Source organism: Nannocystis exedens, from assembly GCF_002343915.1.
GTDB classification, from domain to species: domain Bacteria; phylum Myxococcota_A; class Polyangia; order Nannocystales; family Nannocystaceae; genus Nannocystis; species Nannocystis exedens.
This window is the reverse complement of the sequence record NZ_NETK01000001.1, coordinates 7,876,341-7,898,642: the sequence shown is the minus strand read 5'-3', so window position 1 is coordinate 7,898,642 and position 22,302 is coordinate 7,876,341. Positions and strand designations below refer to the sequence as shown.

20 protein-coding genes and 1 pseudogene are annotated in these 22,302 nt (G+C 69.7%); 6 read left to right on the top strand and 15 right to left on the bottom strand.

Going from position 1 to position 22,302, the window contains the following annotated elements:
- Positions 1-683: 683 nt before the first annotated feature.
- Positions 684-2,597 carry an IgGFc-binding protein gene (locus NAEX_RS31130; RefSeq protein ID WP_143140528.1) on the top strand — a complete coding sequence of 638 codons (1,914 nt, stop codon included), beginning with the start codon at positions 684-686 and terminating at the stop codon, positions 2,595-2,597.
- 453 nt (positions 2,598-3,050) lie between these two features.
- Here NAEX_RS31130 and NAEX_RS31125 read toward each other — a convergent pair whose 3' ends face one another.
- From NAEX_RS31125 to NAEX_RS31110, 4 genes are all read right to left on the bottom strand, one after another.
- Positions 3,051-5,111: a TlpA disulfide reductase family protein gene (locus NAEX_RS31125; protein ID WP_100792944.1), complete on the bottom strand. Its 2,061-nt coding sequence runs from the start codon at positions 5,109-5,111 to the stop codon at positions 3,051-3,053.
- A 657-nt stretch (positions 5,112-5,768) separates the two neighbouring features.
- Entirely contained in the window at positions 5,769-6,173 is a 405-nt protein-coding gene (locus NAEX_RS31120) for a VOC family protein (protein WP_096331112.1), read from the bottom strand.
- A 127-nt stretch (positions 6,174-6,300) separates the two neighbouring features.
- On the bottom strand, positions 6,301-7,716 hold the full coding sequence (locus tag NAEX_RS31115) for a serine/threonine protein kinase (RefSeq protein ID WP_096331111.1): 1,416 nt from the start codon (positions 7,714-7,716) through the stop codon (positions 6,301-6,303).
- A 2-nt stretch (positions 7,717-7,718) separates the two neighbouring features.
- Positions 7,719-8,603, bottom strand: a complete 885-nt coding sequence (locus NAEX_RS31110) for a hypothetical protein (RefSeq protein ID WP_143825658.1) — start codon at positions 8,601-8,603, stop codon at positions 7,719-7,721.
- 152 nt (positions 8,604-8,755) lie between these two features.
- Here NAEX_RS31110 and NAEX_RS31105 point away from each other — a divergent pair, with 152 nt between their 5' ends.
- Positions 8,756-10,492 carry an NHL repeat-containing protein gene (locus NAEX_RS31105; RefSeq protein WP_143140529.1) on the top strand — a complete coding sequence of 579 codons (1,737 nt, stop codon included), beginning with the start codon at positions 8,756-8,758 and terminating at the stop codon, positions 10,490-10,492.
- Positions 10,493-10,495: 3 nt separating this feature from the next.
- On the opposite strand, the gene NAEX_RS31100 is transcribed toward NAEX_RS31105, so the two are convergent.
- From NAEX_RS31100 to NAEX_RS48540, 6 genes are read right to left on the bottom strand one after another with little or no spacing between them, the layout of a single operon-like run.
- Entirely contained in the window at positions 10,496-11,635 is a 1,140-nt protein-coding gene (locus NAEX_RS31100) for a hypothetical protein (protein ID WP_143825657.1), read from the bottom strand.
- Positions 11,592-11,930, bottom strand: a complete 339-nt coding sequence (locus NAEX_RS31095) for a MerR family transcriptional regulator (protein WP_096331107.1) — start codon at positions 11,928-11,930, stop codon at positions 11,592-11,594. Before NAEX_RS31095 ends, NAEX_RS31100 begins: the two co-directional genes overlap by 44 nt.
- Before the next feature lie 36 nt (positions 11,931-11,966).
- Positions 11,967-12,302 (bottom strand): helix-turn-helix domain-containing protein, encoded by a 336-nt coding sequence (locus NAEX_RS31090; protein ID WP_096331106.1) that lies wholly within the window; start codon positions 12,300-12,302, stop codon positions 11,967-11,969.
- A 36-nt stretch (positions 12,303-12,338) separates the two neighbouring features.
- Entirely contained in the window at positions 12,339-12,698 is a 360-nt protein-coding gene (locus NAEX_RS31085; RefSeq protein WP_096331105.1) for a hypothetical protein, read from the bottom strand.
- Entirely contained in the window at positions 12,695-13,138 is a 444-nt protein-coding gene (locus tag NAEX_RS31080; protein WP_096331104.1) for a hypothetical protein, read from the bottom strand. The genes NAEX_RS31085 and NAEX_RS31080 overlap by 4 nt, the downstream gene beginning before the upstream one ends.
- Positions 13,135-13,389: a hypothetical protein gene (locus NAEX_RS48540; protein WP_143140530.1), complete on the bottom strand. Its 255-nt coding sequence runs from the start codon at positions 13,387-13,389 to the stop codon at positions 13,135-13,137. The genes NAEX_RS31080 and NAEX_RS48540 overlap by 4 nt, the downstream gene beginning before the upstream one ends.
- A gap of 107 nt (positions 13,390-13,496) precedes the next feature.
- On the opposite strand from NAEX_RS48540, the gene NAEX_RS31075 reads away from it, so the two are divergent.
- Positions 13,497-13,811, top strand: a complete 315-nt coding sequence (locus NAEX_RS31075) for a helix-turn-helix domain-containing protein (RefSeq protein ID WP_143140531.1) — start codon at positions 13,497-13,499, stop codon at positions 13,809-13,811.
- Between the two features lie 9 nt (positions 13,812-13,820).
- On the opposite strand, the gene NAEX_RS31070 is transcribed toward NAEX_RS31075, so the two are convergent.
- Both NAEX_RS31070 and NAEX_RS31065 read right to left on the bottom strand, forming a co-directional pair.
- Entirely contained in the window at positions 13,821-14,210 is a 390-nt protein-coding gene (locus NAEX_RS31070; RefSeq protein ID WP_096331102.1) for a hypothetical protein, read from the bottom strand.
- Between the two features lie 212 nt (positions 14,211-14,422).
- Positions 14,423-14,830 (bottom strand): hypothetical protein, encoded by a 408-nt coding sequence (locus tag NAEX_RS31065; RefSeq protein WP_096331101.1) that lies wholly within the window; start codon positions 14,828-14,830, stop codon positions 14,423-14,425.
- A gap of 890 nt (positions 14,831-15,720) precedes the next feature.
- Here NAEX_RS31065 and NAEX_RS31060 point away from each other — a divergent pair.
- The gene (locus NAEX_RS31060; protein ID WP_096331100.1) at positions 15,721-16,482 is read left to right on the top strand and encodes a SprT family zinc-dependent metalloprotease; all 762 of its coding nucleotides are present in this window, start codon (positions 15,721-15,723) and stop codon (positions 16,480-16,482) included.
- Between the two features lie 13 nt (positions 16,483-16,495).
- Here NAEX_RS31060 and NAEX_RS31055 read toward each other — a convergent pair whose 3' ends face one another.
- The 3 genes and pseudogenes from NAEX_RS31055 to NAEX_RS31050 form a co-directional block, all read right to left on the bottom strand.
- Positions 16,496-18,478 (bottom strand): hypothetical protein, encoded by a 1,983-nt coding sequence (locus NAEX_RS31055; RefSeq protein ID WP_245913834.1) that lies wholly within the window; start codon positions 18,476-18,478, stop codon positions 16,496-16,498.
- Positions 18,479-18,547, bottom strand: a pseudogene (locus NAEX_RS54715) (SEC-C metal-binding domain-containing protein); the annotation flags it as partial. It lies immediately after the preceding gene.
- A 514-nt stretch (positions 18,548-19,061) separates the two neighbouring features.
- Complete coding sequence (locus NAEX_RS31050) at positions 19,062-19,976, bottom strand: hypothetical protein (protein ID WP_143140533.1); 915 nt, start codon at positions 19,974-19,976, stop codon at positions 19,062-19,064.
- A 414-nt stretch (positions 19,977-20,390) separates the two neighbouring features.
- On the opposite strand from NAEX_RS31050, the gene NAEX_RS31040 reads away from it, so the two are divergent.
- Together NAEX_RS31040 and NAEX_RS48535 are read left to right on the top strand one after the other, a co-directional pair.
- Positions 20,391-21,401 carry a WD40/YVTN/BNR-like repeat-containing protein gene (locus NAEX_RS31040; protein WP_100792948.1) on the top strand — a complete coding sequence of 337 codons (1,011 nt, stop codon included), beginning with the start codon at positions 20,391-20,393 and terminating at the stop codon, positions 21,399-21,401.
- A 521-nt stretch (positions 21,402-21,922) separates the two neighbouring features.
- A complete protein-coding gene (locus tag NAEX_RS48535) occupies positions 21,923-22,102 on the top strand; it encodes a hypothetical protein (protein WP_143140534.1) in 180 nt (59 codons plus the stop codon).
- The last annotated feature ends 200 nt before the right edge of the window (positions 22,103-22,302 follow it).

Here is a 22,302-nt window from a genome sequence, read left to right as displayed (position 1 = left end):
CAGGGCGCAGATCCGATCGCGGCGAGCTCGTCGGACGCGCGGCCTCGCGACGCGTGACCTGCTTCGCTGCACGTCGCGCCTCGCCGCCGAGGTCCGCAGGCCGCGTACGCCGACCTCATGCACCCACGCGGCGAGGAGACCAGCCGCTCGGCCGGCGGCCGCGGCGTCGCTCGGGGGGGTGGGATTCGCACGCTGGTGTCCACGTCGATCTGCCGCGGCCTCGCCTCGCGGCGGCGATCGATCTGCCGCGCTCGCAGCCTGCGACGTCGGTGGGGAGGAAGCGCGACCGCGACGGCACGCCGGTCGATCTCGACCGTGCTGCGGATCGCCGACGGCGCACCGTCGGCTTCGCGCATGGCCTCGCGACCGAGTGGCGAGGATGCCCGGCGCGGGATCGATCTGCTGCGCCGCGAGACGCTCGCGGCGCGACGGCGACGCGAGGCTCGTGTTCGTGCCTGTGCGGCGGTCGACCGCGCGCTCTGTGGTCGGGCTCGCTGTCGCGGCGTCCGACGTCGCGGACCACGAGAGCGAACCCGCGAACACCACAAACATCGAGAGCACAACAACGCGGACGACGATCGCAGCGAAGGAGTCATATCGCGCCGCCACCGCCAAGCAGCACCGGTTTTCGCGCATAGTTGCGTGATCACCACCAGATTCTCGGCGGCGATACAGTTTCTGCGATGCGGTTCGGGCGGCGATTGGCGAACGTGGCGGGCGGCGGCGTGGCGATCTTCGGGGCGCTCGCTTGCGGCGACGATTCGTCGCCGGCGATCACGACGCCGAACGAGAGCGCGACGGAGGTCATGGGCTCGACGTCGGCGCCCGCGCAGACCACTTCGTCGACCGGCGAGCCGGGGCTGACGACGACCGACGCGCCCACCGGCGAGCCGGGCACGGACGGCACGAGCGGACAGATGACCACCGGCGAGGTCAGCGGCACCACCGAGGACACCGCGGACACGACGGGCGCGACCGGCACCACCGGCACCACGGGGCCGCGCTGTCCCGCGGGCGAGCTGGCGTGCGACGGCGACGTCGCGCTCACCTGCGACGACGAGGGCAACATCATCGAGACGACCCCGTGCCCCGAGGTGTGCGTGCCGACCCTCGGATGCGTGCTGTGCGTGCCGGGCACCGACGTGTGCGACGGTTCGGTCTCGAAGCACTGCCGCGCCGACGGCCTCGGCCTCGAGGAGAGCCTGTGCGACCCGCTGCAGGGCCTGTTCTGCGAGCCCGAGACCGGCCGCTGCGTCGGCGACTGTGCCAGCGACTCCCTGGACGCCAGCTACATCGGCTGCGACTATTACCCCACAGTCACGCCGAACATCGTGGCCGCGGGCTTCGACTTCGCGGTCGCGGTCTCCAACACCACCGGCGAGCCGGCGCAGATCACGATCACCCGCGACGATTTGGTCGTCGACACCTTCGAGGTCGGGCCCGGCGACGTCGAGGTGGCGCCGCTGCCGTGGATCGGCGCGCTCAAGGAGCCGAAGGCGAGCACGATCGTCCAGGCCGGCGCCTATCGCCTGCGCTCCGACCGGCCGGTCTCGGTCTATCAATACAGCCCGCTCGAGTACGACAAGCGCGAGCAGTTCTCCTACTCGAACGACGCCAGCCTGCTGCTGCCGACCAACGTGTGGGGCGCGACGACGCGGGTGATCGCCCGCAACACCTTCGGCGCGCTGCCGGGCGCCTACGTGGTCGTCGCCCGCCTCGACGGCACCGTCGTCGAGGTCACCCCGTCGGAGACCGGCGCGCCGGTGCTGCCGGGCGCGGGCATCGGCGCCGACGGCCACGGCAAGGCGCTGCTCAACGCCGGGGATGTCCTTTTGGTCATCTCGGGCGTGGCCGGCGGCACCCCCGACCAGGCCGACCTGACCGGCACGCTGGTCAGCGCCTCGGCCCCGGTGCAGGTCATCGGCGCCCACGCCTGCACCAACGTGCCGTTCGACAAGCAGGCCTGCGATCACCTCGAGGAGAGCAACCTGCCGCTGCAGAACCTCGCCAGCGGCTACTTCCTGACCACGCCGCTGGTCAAGCCGCCGAAGCAGCCGGCGGCCAAGAAGGCGCGGATCATCCGGATCGTCGCCACCGCCGCGGCCACCGCCCTGACCTACGACCCGCCCCAACCTGGCGCTCCGACCATGCTCGAAAAGCCAGGCGACTACGCCGAGTTCACCTCGGCGCAGGACTTCTGGGTCGGCGCCAGCGCCCGCATCGCCGTCGCCGAGTACATGCTCGGCCAGAAGGCCGGCGGCGACACCGGCGACCCGGCGATGACGATCGCCGTCCCGCCCGAGCTGTTCCGCACCACCTACGCCGTCCACGCCCCGACCAACTACGAGAGCAACTACGTCAACGTGGTCGCCCCCACCGGCTCCACGGTGAGCCTCGACGGCGCGCCGGTGCCGGTCCCCGGCTGGACCGCGATCGGCAAGACCGGCTGGTCCGTGGCCCGCCTCCCGCTCGCCGACACCGGCGACGGCGACCACCGGCTCACCGGCACCGAGGCCTTCGGCGTGCAGGTCTACGGCTACGGGCAGTACACGAGCTACTGGTACCCGGGCGGCCTCAACCTCGCGCCGCTCCCGTGAAGACCCGCTTGGAACGCCCCTCCACCCCGGCCCCCTCGTTTCCTGGCCCCGGACGGCGTTCCAAGCGGGTGAAGTGTTGCCCGCTCCAGGCCGCCACAGCCCGAACGAGCGTGGCAACGGCCTTGCCTGGCAACGGCTTGGCAACGCTGTCGCGCGACTCCGCACGTCACGTTGGGGGCTTTGGCCTCGCTGACCTGCCGTTGGCGGCGATGACGTGGGTGAGATCTCGCCGCTCAACCTCACACGAAAACGAAAACGCCCCTGGAAGGGCATGGGACAGAGCAGCAGGTGCAGTTGTTGTTTCGGCGTCGGACGTTCCCCGTGCGTGACGTGCGCGCCGACCTCTGGGAACACCTTGCAGCATGCGCGCTCAGACCACCGACCGTGAGCAGCTCGAGGTCGGTCGTGCTCGCCGCTGGTGGAAGTCGAAGCTGGCGAGTCGACAACGGCAGTTCACCCTGCAGCGCGCACGAGCCTGGAGGCAGGCGCCGAGGCGCGCTGGCGCAGCGCCTCGATGCGCCAGGTGAACTCCTCGACCAGCCGTTCGGTGGCGCCCTCATGCGTGAAGATGATCCGCCCGTCATGGTCGACGAAGAGGGTCAACGGCAAGGTGTTGTAACCGTTGTCGCTGGCGTAACGAGTGCCGAGCAGAACCTCGAGCCGGAGGCCGCGGTCGGCCAGCCACGCGGTGAGGTCGTCGGTCTTGGTGTCGACGTTGACGGTGGTGACGACGACGTCCGGCGCGCTGGCGAACGCGTCGGCGAGGTCTTGTAGGGCCGGCATCTCGGCCACGCACGGGCCGCACCACTTCGCCCACAGGTTGATGACGGCGATGCGCCCGCGCAGCGACTCGCTCCGCACCGAGCCGCCGCCGAGCCGCGACAACACGAACGGGGACAGGGGCTTCGGTTCGGCGATCGCGGTGGTGAGGATCGCCGCGCGCCGGTGGTCGCGGACCGCGGCCTCGAGCCGCTGGCGATAGGCCGCGTACCCGCTGTCATCACCGTGCTGGCGCTGATACAGCCGTTTCAGCGGCTTCTCGCAGATCTCCTCGCCGCGCCAGCGCGACAGGCCCTCGACGAGCAGGGTCTCGGCGTCGGCGATCCGGCCTTCGGCCTCCGCCAGCGCGGCCATGCGCACGAACAGCTCCGGCGAGCCCTTCTTGCCCTGCGACCACGCCTGGTCGAGCTCCACGCGGGCCTCGGCGCGGCGACCCTGGGCGAGCAGGACGGCTCCGAGCGCGCTGTGCAGCGCCGCCGACAGGTAAGCAGCCTCGCTGTCGACGACGGCCTGATCCGCGAAGGCTGCCCGCGCCTGCGCGACCCTGGTGTCGAGGCGTTGCAGGGCCAGGCGGGCGATCGCCTCGGCCTCGATGCGATAAGGCGTGCGCTCCGCCAGCTCGACCGCGGCGTCGGCGAGGCTGTGGATGTTGACCTGCTCGTGCGGTGCCCACGCTTGCACGGCGGCGAGCAGCGCCTCGGGGGCGGCGGCCTCGTCGTCGCGGACCAGCAGGTACCGCTCCTGGTACACGTTGCCGAGCAGGGCCGGGCGCGACGGCGGCCGGGCGATGAAGGCGTCGAGCTCGCGTCGGAGCTGCTCGTCGGCCGCGGGATCGGGGGAGCCTTTTTGCCGCCGCTCGTGGCGCGCCTGCCAGAGCGCGGCGAGCCGCTCGAAGCGGACCCAGTCGACTTGCTGGTGGGCGGGGAAGCGCGCCTCGAGCTCGGCGGAGAGCGCCTCGTATGTCTCCTTAAACAGGTCCTGAGAGACTTGTCGTGCTGCCATCAACGCCTCGGGCGCGTCGCCCCGCGTCAACAGGAGCAGCCGCATGTCGGCCTCGATCGCCGCGCGCTTGTCGGCGGCGTCGCGGTGTTCGGCCTGCCGGATCGCCGACCAGAGCGTCGAACGCATCGCCGCCGAGTGGGGCGACAGCTCGAGGGCGCGCCGCACCATCACCTCGGCCTCGGCCGGGCGACGGCGGTTCAGCAGCCATAGTCCCGGGAGAAACTCGGCGTCGACGCAGCGCGGGTCGGCGGCGCGCGCCTGTTCGGCGAGGGCGAACACCCGCTGGGCGTCGACGTCGGGCGTGTTGAGGGTGTGGGCGAGCTCGAGCGCGTGGAGTTGGGCCGAGGCCGGTCCGGGCGGCGCGGCGAAGAACGCGGCGGCTTCGCTGTGCGCGCCGTGGACCACCAGCGCGCGCGCGAGCTGCCACGTCGCGTCCGGATGGTCGGGCAGGGCAGCCTGGGCGACGCGAGCGGCCGGGATGCTCTCGGCTTCGCCGCGGCCGGGGTGATCGATGAGCGCGCCGGCGCGGGCGAACAGGGCCCATGGGTCACCTGGTCGTTCGGACATCATGGCATCGGCCAGTGGGACCGCGTCCTCACCCGAGCGGGCCACGCAGAGGATCGTCCATGCCTGCAGCGGGGCGCTGTCGGGGTACTGCAGCCGCAAGGTCGCTCCCTCGCGCGCGCAGCCCCACCAGTCGCGGCCGTGATACCCGCGGCGGACCCGGTCCACTGCAGCCGCCTCGGGGTCCGTGACGGCTGCACCGGAGGCCGGGGGCGGATCGTCAGGGGCGGCCTGAGGGCTGCAACTCGTCAGGAGTAGCGCGAGACCGGCGGCCGAACGCGAGAGCGAGTGGAGGCGCGGGTGACGGGGCGACACGCTGGACGTGACCACTGCGGGGACAATACGTCCGCCCAATCGCCTCGGTCTGTCATGAAATGCCTGCGCGGTGAGCAAATGGCGTGCTATCGACATCCTGGCCGATTCGCTTGCACGGATCGGGCCGCCGCAAGAATACGCCGATCGCCGGCGACCACGGTACTCCGCGGCGAGCCATGGCGAATCTTGTGGACGAATTGTCGGCGGCATCCTCGGGGGAGCGACGTTTCGGCTCGGCCGCGGCGCCGCCCGGCCGGATCACCGGCCCGAGCAATCACACGGGCGACGCGTTGAGACTGCCACGGCGCCGAGCCGCATCCCAGCGGGCGGCACTGAAAACGAAGGCCCCAGACATTGTCACGGCATGACGCCGTGCCCCAGCAGCACCAAGGTGGCAGTGTCATGGCCGTATGCGAGCAAAGGCACACTTCCCCATAGGTCGATGATCGCCTCGGCGGTTTCTATCGGAAACCACACGAGGGCCACCTGCGACCTCCGAGAGGCGGCAAATCAGCGGCGTGGGTCTGGGCCGAGCAGGTCCCAGCGGTTGCCGGCGATGTCGCGGAACACGGCGACGCGCCCGTACGGCTCGGTGCGCGAGGGAGACACGAACTCGACGCCGGCTGCGACCATGCGCGCGTGCGCGGCCTCGAAGTCGTCGACGCGCAGGAACAGGCCGACGCGGCCGGCGAATTGGTCCCCAACGACCGCGGCCTGGCGCGCCCCATCTGCGCGCGCGAGCAAGATCGCCGTCTGCGCTCCGGGCGGCCGCACGACCACCCAACGCTTCGGGCGCCCGTCGTTGGTGTGCGCCGGCGAGTCTTCCACCAGCGTGAAGCCGAGTGCGCCGACGAAGAATTCGATCGCGGTGTCGTAGTCGTCGATGATCAGGGCCACGAGCTCGAGGAAGGACATGCCACGCGGAGTATGCCGGATGAACCCGCGCGGGAGGGCGCTCGCAAGTGAGTCCGTCCAGGCTTCCAAGAGCGACGAGGGCAGGCTTTTGAGCGCGTCGAGGTCGAGGACCTCGACGCCCGGGTGGTCAGAGCTTAATCGTCTCGGCTTGGTGTGGGGGGTGGGCGGTGAGCACGTCCTCGACACACCGTCCGAGCTCGCCTGTCGGACGCTCGCCGTCGATCTGGACCCGCTCACCGGGGCTGATCGTGATTTCGATGCGGGCGGTTGGGTGCGGCTTGCACTTCGCCAGGGCCCGCCGAAGGTTGAAAGGCGAGTTGGAAACGGCGCGCTCCCGGCGCGGTGGTTCTGTCTGCACGGGCTCGCCTGCGAGCCACACGCTGGTCGGCTCGGGAGTCGGCAGCGGAATGGGCTCGGGCTCCACACCGGACGGGGCCTCGATGCCGAGCGCCTTGACGCCGGCGGGCGCGACGATGCCGGACGCCTCGATGCCGATGGGCCCGACGATGCTGCGCGCCTCGATGACGGAGGGCGCCTCGGCCCCTTGCGATGCGGGCTTGGGGATCGCGGGCGGCGCCTGACAGGTCGGCTCGTTGCGAGCCGCAAACCAGACAGGGATCGCAAGCAGGCTCAGGAGCGGGGCGAAGGTCTTAAGCCGCCGCATGCGCTGGCGACGGCCACGGATGTCCTCGAGTGCCTTCTGGATCGTGCCGAGCATCGACGCAGCGCTGTGGTGACGCCGGGTGTGGATCTCGAGCGCGCCGAGCAACACGGCGTGCAGGATGGGCGGGAGATCGAGACGCTGCGCGACGCTGACGGGGTCGGCTCCCAGCGGATCCGGGAGCGCCGCCCCGGTGAGCGCGGTGTACCACAGCGCGCCAACCTCGAAGATGTCCGACCGGAAGTCACCGCGGCTGCCCCGAAGGCGCTCGGGGGCGATGAAGTGCGGGGTTCCGTAGATGAGCATCGGGACGGACTCGGGCGCCAGGCCGAGGACAAGGCCGTCCGCCCTCTCGACCACGCGCGCGTGACTGAGATCGAAGAGGCGCGCGCGCTCGCGTCCATCAACCTCCTCGAGCATGCAGTTGTTCGGCGAGACGTCGCGGTGCGCGACACCCCGCTCATGCAACGCGACGAGACCGGCGAGTAGCTGGCAGGCGATCGCGGTGCTGCGCTCCCAGGGGATCGGGCCGCGCGCCAGTTCCTCCGTCAGCGTCTTCCCCTCCACCAGCTCCATGGCGATGAAGTGGCGCCCGCCCAGCCAACTGTGGTCGTAGACCGGGATCAAGTTCGGGTGACGGATCTGCGCGCCGAGCTGCGCCTCCTGGCGGAAGCGCTGGACGGCGATCGGGTTGCTGTCGTGCTCGGGGTGCAGGACCTTGAGGGCGAAGATCGCCCCGGTGTTCTTGCAGGTCGCCGCATAGATCGACGCCACGCCGCCGTAGCCAACGCGGCGGTCGAGGTGATAGCGCCCGAGCGTGTCGCCGGTGAAGTCGTGGTGGTCGATCGGCGGGAGGGTGAAGTGCTCCGGCTCTCCGAACATGGCTAGAACTCCATCCTGAAGCCGATCCCCGCGGGGCTCGGACGCAGCGCGACGCGGCGGCCGGCGCGTTCGCGGTGAGCGTCGATCGCCAGCAACGCGACGCCCGAGAGCACCAGGCCGATCGCGGGGAGGCCGAGCCCGATCGCCAGGCGATTCGCTTGTTCACCGCGGGCCGTCGCGTCGTGGAAGCGCTGCGCATCGTCGGCAGGGATCTTGACCCCGCTCGCCGCCGGGTACATGGCGTTCAGCCCATCCACCTGCGCCTGCATGGCAGCCGCTCGAGCGAGCATGGCGATCGCCGCCGAGCCGAAGCCGAGCCCGGTCCCGAGGGTCGTCCAGCCGGCGATCCCCAGCGGTCGGCGCTTGGCTTGCGTGTCCGCCTGCGGGAGCGGGCGCACGACGGACACCGGCCGAGCGGCGGGCGGTTCGCTCTTGGGGAGCGGATCGCTCTTGGGTCTGTCGTCGGCACCGCCGACCTCAATCAGGTCGTCCGGTGGGGTCTCCGTGCATGCCCCGCCGAGCTGCCCTTCGAGCGTTTGGAGTGCGTCCGCGACGTCGGCCCGATCCCGCGGGCGCTCCCCCTCTGGCAACGTGGCGAGCTGCGCCGAGAACGCTTGCAGGAGTGCGACGGCCGGGCACAGCACCGCGACATCGCTGCCGGCCTTGTGGGCGCGCTTGTAGAGGCGGACGGCCTTGAACGCGAACAGAGAGCGCTGGTTGAGCGCGAGCGGACCGTCCGGCACGGCCTCGAACGCACGGCGGCAGGCGTCGCCGGCCGCCGCGTAGTCCGCGGCGTCCTCGCGCCTCTGGCACTCGGCCTCGAGGGGCCGCCATGGCTCCGCGGTCGTCTCGGCAGGGGCCCGAGACAACACCGCGACGAAGAGCACGGTGAAGAGGGTCATGGCTTCGCAGCGTACCGGATCATCGGATCGGCGAGGAGCACAACCGTTGTTACAGCGCTTTCAGTGAGCAATTGACCCACATGCGGCCCTATTTCTTTGAATGACACGACGCGCGAAGTTGCGCTACTGTGGCGGGCATGCTCCGAGTCCTGCGCCGCCCGTCCCTCGCCGCCTCCGCATGCCTCAGCGCGTTGCTCAGCTCCGGATGCTTCGACGGGGCGGAGCTGGCGGCTTGCGGGATCTCGATGACCTACTGCGACGCGGAGGACGGGAGCGCTGGGGGCGAAGGGACCGTGACCACCTCCAGCAGCACGGGGCCCGGCATCATGACCTCGGACTCCCTCAGCGGCGGCAGCGGCGGCAGCGGCGGCAGCGGCGACGCGGGCGACAGTGCCTCGGAGGACACGTGGACGTCCGGAACCACCGGCGAGCTGAACGACCCCCCACCGTGGATCGACGAGCTCGCGTGCGACCCGCCAGAGGCGTCCGAGGTCGGGCCGACCATCGTGACCTACAAGGCCAGCGCCGACGCGGTCGAGGCCGATCTCCTGGACGACGGCGTCGTGATCGCCACCGGCCCCGCGGGCATGCCGTTCGTCTTCCCGGTCACGAGCGGGCCGGCGAACAACCCCGGCAGCCACCTGACGGTGGTTGTGCGCGATGCGGGCGGGCAGACGGCGGAGGCGTCGATCTACCAGCCGAGCGTGGTCAAGGACCCCGGCAGCACGGTCTGGCTCACGCTCGAGCAACACGACGGGATGTTCAGCACCGGCAACGCGGTCGCGCTGGACGGCAACAACGCGATCGGGGCGGGCGTCCATTGGGACAACGGCCAGGTCCTGGCGATCCTGCGCCGCTACGACAAGTCGGGGACCTGGATCGCCACGAGCGATGGGTGGACGCAGAAGCACACGGACTGGACGCTGCGCGCGGAACTAAAGACCGGGCACCTCGGCCTCGGCGGGCTCGCGGTGGACGGCGACGGCAACATCATTGCCGTTGGCACGGCGCAGGTCGCCGGCGAGCCGCGGATGTACGTCGCCCGCTTCGGCACCGGCGGCGGGCTGCTCTGGGAAGTGCTCGGGCCGCCCGGGACCGAGGCGCGCGGTGTCGGGGTCACGGCGGACCAGTCGATCTACGTGGCCGGGTCGGTGCGCGTGAAGAAGGGGCCCGAGGTCTGGGACATGGCGACGTGGGTCTTCAGCGCCGACAAGCAGGCGTATGGGCCCGACATCTTCAACGACCCGAACGACCTCACGACCGAGCGTAGCGAGCGCGGTTATGCCGTCGCGGTGCTCGAGAGCGGCCGCGTCGCCGTCGCCGGCACGCGCGAGATGGAGGATCCGATCACCAACAAGCAGTGGCGGCGTGGAGTCGTGCTTATCTTCGAGGGCAAGGGCAAGCGCATCGGCGAGTGGACGTCGCCGGGCGATAAGATGGACAGCGACGCGATCTTCGCGGCCGCGTCGTCCAAGGAAGGTCTCGTGGTCTGCGGCTACGCGCAGAACGATCCCGACAACCCGTCCAACAAGCCGCAGATCCTGATCCGTTGGCTGAGCGAGGATCTGTCGGAGGTGAAGGCTCCGCGGGTCGAGGGCTCCCCTGGCGCCGCGACGTGCTATGGGATCGGCACCAACATGGAGGGCGCGACGATCGTCGGCGCGACAGTCCACGAGAATCAGGGCGGGGACAACGCGTGGCTCTTCGCGGTCAAGGACGCGGCCTCGCCTCGTGTGGACTACATGAAGCGCAACGGCGCCTCGAACGGCCAGGACCGCGTGCTCGCGCTCGCGTGCGAGTACATGTGCGCGTGGACCGGCTCGGAGGAGGTCGAGGGCGCCGCGCAGTGGATCGCCGGCATGATTCGCGGGTAGCGCTCACTGCGGCGGGATGAAGATCGAACACAGGTCGAGGATCGTCCCCGCCATCTCCTTCATGAAGGAAACGTAGCTCTTCTCGCACATGCTGCCGAAGTGCCCATGCTTCGCCACGTCGACGAACGCGTGCATCACGTTCGTGGAGACGGGGCCCTCGCACTTCGGGTTCGGCTGATCGCGATCATGGGAGATCACGAGGGGCACGAGCGCGTCCTCGTTGCCCTGCTTGGCCTCGAGTACCTTCGCGTACCAGTCGGCCGGTGTCCCCGGATGGAAGTTGTCGTCGCCGGCGACGATGATGATCGCCAGGAGCGCATCCGGGCGCAGGAAACCCTTGTTACAGCCCCACTTGCTCAAGTTCTCGGGCTCCAGCGCCGCGAGCATCGAGCTGATGGCGGTGGGCAACTTGGGGCCCGCACCGAGCATCGAGATGCAGCCGAAGGTCCCCGGGAGGTCAGGGTCGTCCTTCGTGATGAAGCGCGGGCCATCGGCAGGAAGGCACTGCTTGTTCGACGCCCCGAAGTTGCCGGCGATCGTGACTCCTGCGCCCTCGACCGGGACACACTCGTCGAGCAGGATGTCGTGGCATGGGTAGTCCTCGGGCCCGTCCCACTGCGAGCAACCCGGGCCGTCGCACATGATCTCCTCCGAGCACGAGTAGCAGATGTCGCAGCTCGGCAAGTACGGGAGCGAGGCATCGACGACCATCACGTGGTAGTCGAAGTCGGCGAAGTCGTCCTCGAGGATTTTGACGAACTCCGGGAACGCCTCCTGGAGCTGAAGCTGCTTGGGGAGCATCTCCACGCTGGACGAGATCACGAACAGAAAGTCGATCTTGCCCTGGCAGCCGGGCGTGGTCGGGAAGTCGGGGATCTGGCCGACGTCGGCCACGCTGGCCGCGCTCATGCCGCTCGCGCTCGCGGCGCTGTCCTCGCCGCCAGAGTCGGAACCCGCGCTCGTGCTCGTGCTCGTGCTCGTGCCGCTCGTGCTCGTGGAGCCGTCGACGCCGCTCGTGCTGAGGGGCGCCGTCGTCGTGAGAGGCGTGGTCGTAAAGCCGGTCGCGGTGGTCGAGTCGCCGCCACACGCCACTGCGACGCTAACCGCGGCGGCGAGCGGAGCGAACGGGCTTGGGGGCGACACCGCGCGATCGTACCGCAGGCTGGGCGATGGCACCACCCTGCGCCTTGAGCAGATCGACGATCTGCTGGAGCGACAGGCCCTCAGCGCGCTTGGCGGCCACGAAACGCGCCTGCTGAAGCGCGATCATCGGGAAGCGGTTGAACACACCGCCGGGACTGCCGAGCGAGATCTTGATCGGCCGCGGCAGGAGCCCGAGGTCGATCCAGGCGGTGACGGTTCGGCGGGTGATGCCCGCGGCCTCCATGATGTCCGTGGTCGTAGCGAACGACGGGTCCAGCTGGCGGCGTTGCGTCATGGCCCGGCGAGGATACGTCGCCAGCGGGCGCCTGCGCTACTTGCGGCCGCCGCTGCGCCCCTTGTCTTTCCCGGGTGTCGTGGCCTTGCTGGGGACGCCCTGGCGTGCGTCGAGCTCGGCCAGCATCTCGAGGATCTCGGCGTGCGTGAAGCCGGCCGCCCGCCGTTGCGCGACGAACCGCGCGCGCTCGACCGCCCAGGCGGGGAACCGGTTGAACGCGCCGCCCGAGGGTCCCAGCGAGACCCTCGTCGGCGCCGGCAGGAAGCCGTACTCGACCCAGGTGGTGACAGTCTTCTTGGCGATGCCGGCCGCCTTCATGATGTCCTCGGTCGTGGCGAACGCGGGGTCGAGGTTGCGGGGCGGCGGCGTCACGGCCCGCGGAGTGTACGCCAGGCGCGGCCAGCGTCGTCAGGCCCAGGGCTGCAGTCGGGTCTCGAACACCATGCAAGTGCCCTCGCCTAGCGGGATCGACCACACGACCACCACCCCGGCCTCGTAGCCCGCCTGCAGGCTCTGGGGCGTCGCGCACGCCAGGACCCAGGCGAACGCGGGGTTCAGGTGTTCGGACAGCCGCTCGACGACGTAGTCGTGCTGGCTGGCGTATACGCCGCGGTAGCCCGCCTCCGCCGCTTCCAGGACCCGCGGCTCCGTGGTGCGAAGCGCGAGGACCAGGCGCTCGCGGAAGTCCGCGGGAGCGCCGAGCGGCGGTGGCAGCACATCCTCCGTGGCGATGTCGACCTCCGGTTCGGTGCGGTGATCGAGGCTCATGGCTGGGCCCCCTGACGCGTGCTCTCCCGGAGCCGCTCGGCCAGATCCTCGGCCACGTAGGTGTCGAGGACGATGCAGCCCGGCTCGGCGCGTGCAAGGACGCCGAGCGCCTGAAGCTCCGAGACGACCCTCTTGCGGCGGTCTTGCCGGGCCTTCTCCTCGGCGAACCAGCGCGCTGTGTCTTCCTCCTGGGCCTTGCGCGCGGCGATGGCCTCGGACACCCAGGTCGCCACGCGCTCGCTCGCCCAGCGCTTCGCCGTCTCGAGATCATCCAGGTCCACAGCGCGGACCTTGTGCCCAAACTTGACGGTGTAGCGCCCGTCGTCCTGGCGCACGACATGGACAGTCCCGCCCATGTCCACCTTGCCGTCGCGGTTGCTCATGGCGAGCCCGGACGCCTTCCAGCGGATCTTGGGCTGAGGGGCGGCGTCGGTGTTCATGTCCTTCCGCCCTTCTTCGCGGGGCTGTCCGCGACGAACACCAGCGGCACGCGGGCTTCGCCAGCGACCTTGCGGAGCCGGCGGACCGAAACCCCGAGCAGGGCCGCGCAGGACTCCTCGCTGGACGTGCGCGTGACGGCGTAGCGCACGAGGGCGCCGAGGTTTGCCGCGAGGTCCTGATGCTCGCGCGTGAGTACCAGGCGGCCGTTGGAAGTGCAGGTGACGGTCGGTGTGGGCGGTTGCGTCTTCAAATTAACCTCACTTTCCCTTCATTGGGAAGTTAACCATATCCCCGTCCTCTGCCGCCTGCAAGCGGATCGACTGGCGAGCGGCTGGCCGCTCGGCTTACACTCCGGTGGTGTCACCGCCGCGCAACTTGGACCCGGCGTTCGCCTCGACAGACGAAGTGATGGCGGCCGCTGGTGTCGCGCGCCGAACCGTGTCCACGTGGGTCGCGCTGGGCCTCTTGCCGGCGCCGACAAAAGTGTCCCTGGGCTCCCCCGGCGGTGTGTTCAACCGCTTCCCCGCGTGGGCTGTCGACCGCGCACGCTATGTCGCGCGGCAAAGAGCTGCCGGCTTCACGATCGAAGAAGTGCTGGCGATGCTGGCCGAGCTCGATGCGAGCCAGGGCGGCTCGGGCACGGTTCGCGCTGCCGAGCCGCGAGGCTTTTGACAACGGCTGTCAAGGCGGCCACGCGCAGATGCCCTGGCCGGTCGACGGGGTGTAGCGGTCGTCGAAGAAGCAGAGCGTCCCCGCGGGGCAGTCGTCCTCGGTGGTGCAGTCCGCGACGCAGCTGCCGACAGGGCTGTCCTCCCGGGCCGTGCAACGTGCCGCGACCGCGATGCCCGCCTCGCTCAGCGGCGGCGCCTCGCAAGCCGCCCCCCACATGCAGGTCGGGGCGCAGTACGTGACGTCCGAGGCTGCCCACGCTTGCTCGCAGATCATCGTGTCGTCCGAACAGCGCTTGCCCTCGTTGCAAGGCTGCCAGGGCCCTCCGCGGGGCTGCTCGGGGTCACGGTCGCAGGCCATGAGTGCGAGGGCGAGGGCGAGGTGGGGGACGACGCGGAACACAGGCGCGATTATAACCGCGGCGCCTTGACAGATCGGTGTCAAACATCTCGCCCGGTGGGTTGCCTGACCAGTTGGCCGAGCGTCTAAACGGCGTTCCGATTTCGGCCTGCCCCGATCCTAATTGGCGCGTGCTACAGCCCCGGGGTCGCCCGCCCGGCGGATCGTCCCCCCGGCGGGAACCCGATCGGCTCCCTCGCTGGACGACTGCGAGCCTACGGCTCAAAGCGCACATGAACCGGCCCCGGGTCGTCGGCCGCCCGGCTCACGCGCACGACGTAACGACCTGTCGGACCCAGCCACTGGTGTTCCTCGCCGTCGGACTGGAGATGCAACGAGTTGACCGTCACATCGAAGCAATCCGTGTGGCAGCGCTTGAGCAGGAACTCGACCGCCCCGGGGTCGCCGGACTTGGGGACGTCGATCACGATGCGCTGGTTTGGACTCTGGAGATCGACCGTGATGTCGCGCCAGATCCGGAGGTCGTCGGCGCTGGAACTCGCCCAGACGGAGGGGCCGACGACCTCCGGATCAGCGCACGAGATGTCGAGCCTGAGGTCGGTCGGCGCGTCGCTGGCAAGCGCGAGTGCCGGGCGCGAGCACTCGTACGTCCACTGCTGCATCGCCCACGTCGGGCACTCCTGCCACCGGGCAGTATAGTCCTCGATGGCCCCGCAATCAACGGCATGCCGAACGCCCGCTCGAAGGTCTTCTCCAGCTCCTCGCGTGGCTGGTCGGCGGGGGCGCCGCGGAGCAATTCGAGGTAAGCAGCGATCCCGTGAGTGTCGACGACGTACGAGGTGAAGTGGGCCGCGAGCGCGTACTCCTCGGGGGTCATGCCCGCCGACCACGACCGGTCGAGGACGTCGCGGACGTCTAGACCGCGGTAGTCCCGGTTGACCGAGAACCCCCAGTACGACGCACCGCCTTCGGCGAAGAATTGTGGCATCCCGAGGTACGCATAGAAAACGGCGTGAACGACCTCGTGCGTGTGTAGCGGATCCACCGTGAATACGCTGCCGTACTTGTGACAGCCGGTTCCTGCCGGGCACACGCCGTCGAAGCTCGCGGCCGAGTAGAGATAATAGTCGATCAGCTGCTCGTCCGGAACTTCGAACAGTGCTTTCAGCGCCCCGGCTCGGGCATCGAGCCGTGGCAGCGTCCCCGGACACCAGGTGTCGAGGTCGAGCTCAGTGCCGACCCGCACGTGCTCGCCCTGCCAGACGATCGGCGGCGCCGAATCGTCGTCCCGTGCGCACGCGACCACGATGCACTGGACGGAGAGGAACGCGCGGAGATGGAATACGGACATACGGATCAAAAACCACGGCACACTAGCACGCGCGCACGAGCGAGGCGACGGGCCCCATACGTGCGAGGTTACGGAGAGCTCGACGACCGCTTCCAGCGGCCAACGAGCGATGAATATCCACAAACGAGGACCGTCCATGGCGACAACATGGAGCAAAAAGCCAGCAACACCCCTTCCCCTGTCCCCCCGCAACCCGCCGTCGTGGCGAGCACGCTCGTCCAGGCGCTCGAGACGTGCTGGCGTGCCATTCAGGCGCGACACCCCGAGCTCCCCGACGCGGTGATCCTCATCGGCGCCGGCGACGAGAACCCCCGCGCGCTGAAGTGGGGGCACTGGTCGCCCGCGCGGTGGACCGTCCCCGCGTCAGGGCACCGCAGCGAGGTCTTGATCGCAGGCGAGAGCCTCAGCCGGCCCGCCCGCGACACCTTCGGCACCCTGCTCCACGAGGCCGCACACGGGCTCGCGTGGGCGCGGAAGATCCAGGACACCAGCCGACAGGGCCGCTACCACAACAAGGAGTACAAGGCGCTGGCCGAGCAGGTCGGGCTCACGGTCGAGAAGGACCGCCTGCACGGCTGGACGATCACCAAGATCACCGACGAGACCTGCGAGCTCTACACCGACGCGCTCGCCCTGCTCGAGGCGGCGGTCGAGGCCAACCGGCGCGCCCATCGTCGCTGCGCTCGGAGCGGCGACGCTGAGGGCGACGGCGAAGGTGGCGAGACCGGCGGCGAGACCGGCGGCGAGGGCGGCGAAGGTGGCGAGGGCGAAGGCGGCAAGCGAGCCTCGACCGTGCGCGCCTGTGGGTGCGGTCGCCAGATCCGCGTCAGCGCGGTCGAGTACACGCGCGGCTACATCATGTGCGGCCTCTGCGGCAAGCCGTTCTTGACCCCCGGCGAATCCGACGAGCCGGCTGATCGCGTTGTGTGGCTCGTGCGGGCTGCTGCGTTGCGCGCAGCGTAGCGATCGCTGCTGCTCAGGGGCGGAGCCGTAAACAGGAGCCCGCCCCTGGCTCAGGGGATGAGGCGATACGGGCGCTCGATGACGCTCGCCTCGCTCGGACCGCGCCAGTGCGGCTTGATCCAGCGCACGCTCTGGTCCTTCCAGTCCGGGTTCGCGCGGCGACGATAGCCGCGCACCATGCAACGGTGGAGCTGCTCGCGGCTGATCGCGCCGAGGCGGGCCTGCTGGATCGTGCGGAGCAGCGATATCTCGATGTCGCCTGGGAGGTGCCATACCTCGTCAGAGACCAGTCGGCCGTTGGGCGCGAAACGCAGCCCGTCCGGGGCCGCCGCCGGGGGACCTCGGACGAGGGGCGGACGGAGGTCGCGTGGAGGATCGCGTTCATCACGAGATGAAGCAGGTGGCGCTGCGGGACGCAGGCGAAGAGCGGCGAGAGCTCGGCGTCGTCCTCGCCCGGCGCCGCTTCGGCGAGGATGTCCACCAAGCGCGCGTCGGGCTCAAGCACGAGGGTGCATCCGAAGAGCTCCGGCCGGACCCCGTTCCTCGCGTCAGCGAAGAAGCAGACGCGGAGGGCGCGGCGAGGCCCAGGGAGATGCAGCTCGGTGACGTACGCGGTCAGGACGCGGAGCAGCTTGCCGCGGAGCGAGCTGTGCGGGTTGCGGGAGAGCGTCCGTTCGGCGAGCCCGAGCGCGTAGCGGTCGGTGAAGACGAACGCAAAGCTGGCGAAGGGCAGGCGCAGGTCGTCCCCAAGCTCGTCCTCCAGGGAGGTTGTCCCCAGCATCCAGCTCAGGGCCTCGTCGACCTTGAAGACCTTGCGGAGGTGCAGCTCGAAGTTCACCAGCAGCCAGACGAGATCCTCTAGCCGCCTGAGCTCCGCGTTCGCCGCGTCGGGGTCGAAGCGATCGTCGGAGAGCGCCTGGACGATCGAGCCCATGAACGAGTGGAAATGCGGCTCCTCGGCGAGGACCTCCGGGCGGATCGTCCGCTCGAGGTCGTGTCCCGGCTCGCGTCGGAATTGATCCGCGAGCAGAGACGCCACGTCGTCGAGTTCCGGGAGGAACTCCATCAGGGCGACGAGCCCGTGCGGTCGCTGTTCGGGCGGCTGCCCTTCACGCTCCTCGCGGAGGCCCAGCACCTCCCAGAACAGGGATGGGTCGAAGGCCGGCCTGCCGTGTGCGAGCGCTTCCTCGTAGGCGCGGTCGAGCTCCCGTAGCAGATCGACCACGCGAGGGCACAGTGCTGTGGACTCGGCGGCGACCCGGGGCGATACACCGTTGAGATGCTCGGATGCCTCGTCGAGCCAATCCTGGTATCGCTGTTGTACGCGGCGCTCGGCGGCGTCGTCGGCCGTCGCGGCCGGCCCCAGCGGTGCCGCGCCCATCCAGCCCGAGCTGCGTACCCACACCTCGCGCAAGATCAACGGGGCGAGCTTGAACTCCTCGAGCGCCGAGGCGCGGGGATGGGCGGCACGGAACGCCTCGATCCCACGCCGGAGGTGCGACAGGAGCTCGTCGCGCAACGTGTTGGGGAAGAGGAAACGGACACCGCCGAGCTCGGGCCATCCTGAGACGCCGCGAGGGATGATGCGGGCCAGGACGAGGGCGGAGCGAGTGGTCTCGCGGGGCAGGGTCTCCGCGTTCACGGTGACGCGGTCGCCGGTCAGTAGATCCCGCAGCGTGGCCACCTGCGGGGTGAGCGTGAGGATCTCGTGGAGGCGCATCGCGCTGCCCCGCATCATGTGAATGAAGGTCCGCTCCCCCCGCCCGAGCCGGTACGTGTGCAGGACCGCGTCCGCGAGCGTGGAGCCGTCCGAGAGGCGTGCGTCGAAATAGATCCAATTGGTGTAACAGCGGAGATCCTCGCGCGAGGCGCCGTAGCGGCCGAGAGCGCCGAAGTAGCGTCGCTCGAGCGCTCCGAGCTCCGACGGCGGACTCTCCGTAGTGACGCGGCCGAGCGCTCGTATCACAGCCAGTTCGTCGGCCTTGGTGAACCCCAATTCACAGCAACGCTTGTACTTCAACCCACTCCCGCACGAGCACGGGTCATTGCGCTCAGGAGTAACCATAACTTACCGTAACCCGCGAATGATCTCAGGTCCATGCGCAGGGGCGCGCGACCGTCGAATCGCGCGGGGATGCGCCGGAATGTGTCCGAGAGCGTGCGTCCGCGCTCCGCCTCGGCGACGGCGACGGCGACCGTGCGGCAGCTCCAGCCTATGGTCCCCTTGAGGGCGTCGACAACGTCATCCGGCAGCTCGCACGGCCGCCCACAGACATGCCCGCGCGGCTCGTGATCTTCGGCGGCGAGGCGCGGCGGCGCCCACCCCGCGAGAACGGTCGATTACCGGCGGTCGCGCCAGTCACGCGGCCCGGATCGGCCACCTCGGGCCTGTCGACCGCCGCCGACTTGTTGCGCATGCTCACCGGTGGGGGTCGCGCGCCAACGGGCTCGCGGGCGCTCGCGGGGGCGTACACCGCCACCGCGCCGGTCAGCCGTGCCGGCGCCTGCGCGCCCACCTGGCCTCACAGACAGGCAGATGGTCCGCGCGCCGCTGGCGCACGCGCTCGCCGATCGGCCGCTCACCCCGGTACGCACACGCCAGCGTAATTGCCCAGCGCCGATTCGGCGAAGAACTCGCCGCACACGAGCCCGTCCGGGCACGCGTCGGACGTCTGCAACTGGCACAGGGGCGCGCAGCAGCCCGTCCCAGCACAGCCCGGCACGAACTCGGCCGGCGCGCAGATGTTCCCCAGGCCGCAGTAATCCTGCAACATCGGGCACGGGGCGCCCTCGGGCAGCGGCTCGCTGGTCGTGCAGACCGTGAACGCCGCATCGGAGAACACCAACTGGCAACTGTCCTCCCCGCGACACCCCTGGTTGGTGAACGGATTGCAGGTCGCGCCCATGCAATCGGCACACCCGTTCTCCGGATAATCGCAGATCTCGCCGTCGTCGACGATGCCGTCGCCGCACGTGGGCGGATTGCACGAACCGGCCGTGCAGCGCTCGCCGTCCGGGCAGTCGGCGGTCTCCTCGCATTCGCTGCACGCCGGCTCGGTCGGGTAGGTCATGTGTAGCGCCTCGAGCGCGCCCTCGCAGGCGTTGATGCACTGCTGAATCGACTCCGGCGTCCCCTCCCAGCAGGTGCCCATCGGCCCGAAGCCCATCTGCGCCGAGGGCACCATCTCCGGCATGGTCACCGTCAGGCATGCGAGGTACTCGTCGCAGATCTCGCGGCCTGGCTCGGCCCCGCCGGAGGTCGTCGGATCGCCGGAGGTCGTGGTCGTCGCCACGCCAGTCGCCGACGCCTCCGTCGTGCCGCCGGTCGGTTCGCCCGGACCCGACGGATCGCCGCCGCCCGGCCCGCCGCCCGGGCCGCTCATGTTCGTGCCGGCTCCGACGGTATCCAGCGGATCTATGTCGGAGCCGCACGAGAGCAGCGAGAGCGAGAGCGTCCAGCCGAACTGGCCGCCAGCGGCAATACGTCGAATCATCCGGCCAGTCTATTAGCGCCGTTCAGGCCTGGCAAGCGTCGGGGCGCGGCCCTCGAGTACGCGCGCCATCCACGCGCCCCGGGCAATGGTCACGGCGATCGTGTCCGGCTGGTAGACGATCTCCGCGCCGCGAACCTCGCTCGCCCGGTGCAAGATCAAGTCCGTGCTCCGCGCACTGGGGGCACAGATCGTCGAGCTCCTGATGGACGCCATCAACATGGTCACCGGCGAAGTACGCTTGCCGGCGCTACCTGCTGGTTCAAGCACTGCGGTGTCGTAGCCCCATCGCCGGGGCCCGAGGGGCTACCGCGACAAAGTGCGGGCTGTGGGGCCCGACGGCGGGGCGGGCGGCGCGCAAAAATATTCGTCCTCCTTCTCCAATTTTTTCCGCGGCACCGGCAACTTCGCCTGTGGATGTTGAGTGCAAGCACGCGCCTGCTCGCTGCGGCTTCGGTTGCCCTGGCGGTCTCGTCGTTCGGTCTCGTCCTGGGTTCGTGCAACGGCGGCGACTGTGGCGAGTGGAAGGGTTACTCCTTTGACCCGCGGATGCGTATGTTGACAAACAAAGTCGCGGTAGGGACCGGAGGGGCGCTGGCGGTTCAACCCACGCACCGACCGATGACGGAATACCAGGTGCGCGACAGCGGAACCACAGAGGATCTGCTGGACGTCTGGGCCGACCGCAACTACTTCGATTGCTCCTACGTCGCGGTCGGTCGCAAGGGCGCCGTTCGCGTCTCGACTGATGAGGGCAAGCACTGGAGGGCGATTGACACTTCGGCAAGTGCTGCCGATCTGCGAGGCGTCGATGTCGAGTGTGGAATGAACAGCTATGCGGTCGCCGTGGGAGACGCGGGAGCTGTCGTGGTGGGCTCGCTGCGTGGGGACGAGCCCTGGCAGGTCGTCCCCGCGCCGACATCGCGACGGCTCAATGCGGTCTCGCTGGCGATTGGAGGGCGAGCAACAGCCGTTGGGGAGCAAGGACTGGTCTTGCACTCGGTCGACGGCGGGATGACTTGGACGGCCGTGGCCGTCAACGCGACGGAGGATCTGCTCGATATCGAGATCGATTGGGACGCAGGGAACGGGTACATCGTCGGTGCGAGAGGGACGCTGCTGCAGAGTGGACCGGACGGAGTCTGGACGCGCGTGGAAACCGGAGTCGTCGACGATCTGAGGCAGGTCGTCGACCGCCGAGGCGGAGTGCGTATCCTCGGTGACGGCCGCCTATTCACCTGGGACTTCACTCGGACAGGGCCGCTTGTGGCCGATCACGAGTTGGGACGACCAATCGTCGCGGTGGTGTCGATCGGTGTGCTGGCGCCTGGCGGACTGCATCCGACCGACACTGTGCTGGCTCTTGCCGAGGAAGGACGCTTGATGGCCTACGTCGAACCAGATGCGTGCGAGGGCCTCGAGAAGTAGCCGCCCGCATGGTGCTGCGGCGCGGCTTCGATGGCCTCGCCGCGGCGGCGAAGCAAGTGCCCGGCGAAGACCCGCGGAACGGCGCGCTGCGGACGCACGGACCGCTGAGAACGGCTGGAGCGACTACCGGCCGGCGGCGGGGCGGCCGGCAGGCGCAGGCGCCTCGTTTCTGTGGGCCGATCGCGGTCGGATCCGCGGGCCGGCCGGGTGTGGTAGTGCGAGCTTCGATGCGGACGGTGCTCATCGCGTTGCTGATGCTCGGCTGTCGGTCGCACCCGCGGGTCGCCCCAGCGAGCGCCGCGACCATGGCCGAGCCGGCGTCCGCGCCGCGCACGGCCGACGAGCTGTGCCGCGCCGATGGCTTCGACTTCGCATATACCCATCCCGACCTAGCGGCGGAACGGGTGGTAACGTGTGGCACCGGTCAGGGGACGCCGTGTGACCGCGCGCGGACGCAGTACTGCGAGGGGCGAAAGCTCCTTCTGTGCGATCGCGGCAAGATGGTGGCTGTCGACTGCCGCATGGCATGTCAGTACCTCGGCTTTACTCCGCTGGACCTCCACGACGACGGCACCTGCGTGGAGCGAGATGGACAGCCGACGTGCGTGTGCTGCGACGTCGGCGAGCCGGGCTGCACCACCGAGCCAGGACCGTTGCGTCGAGGCACGGTGCCGTTGAGTCAACCCCCGGCGCCGAAGTGACCTCAGGGCAACGCGGCAACGCCAGTAAGTCGTCTGAGAGGGATATGTACGAAGCGCCAGACTCCTTGGCTCTTGACGTGGACGTACTGCTCGCTAAGAACAGGGCGTGCCCGACGCTGCACACGGACTCGGCGACCGCGAGACAACGACGCTCGTCGAGCAGCTGAGCGCCGAGCGCGACCACTATCGCAAGCTCTACC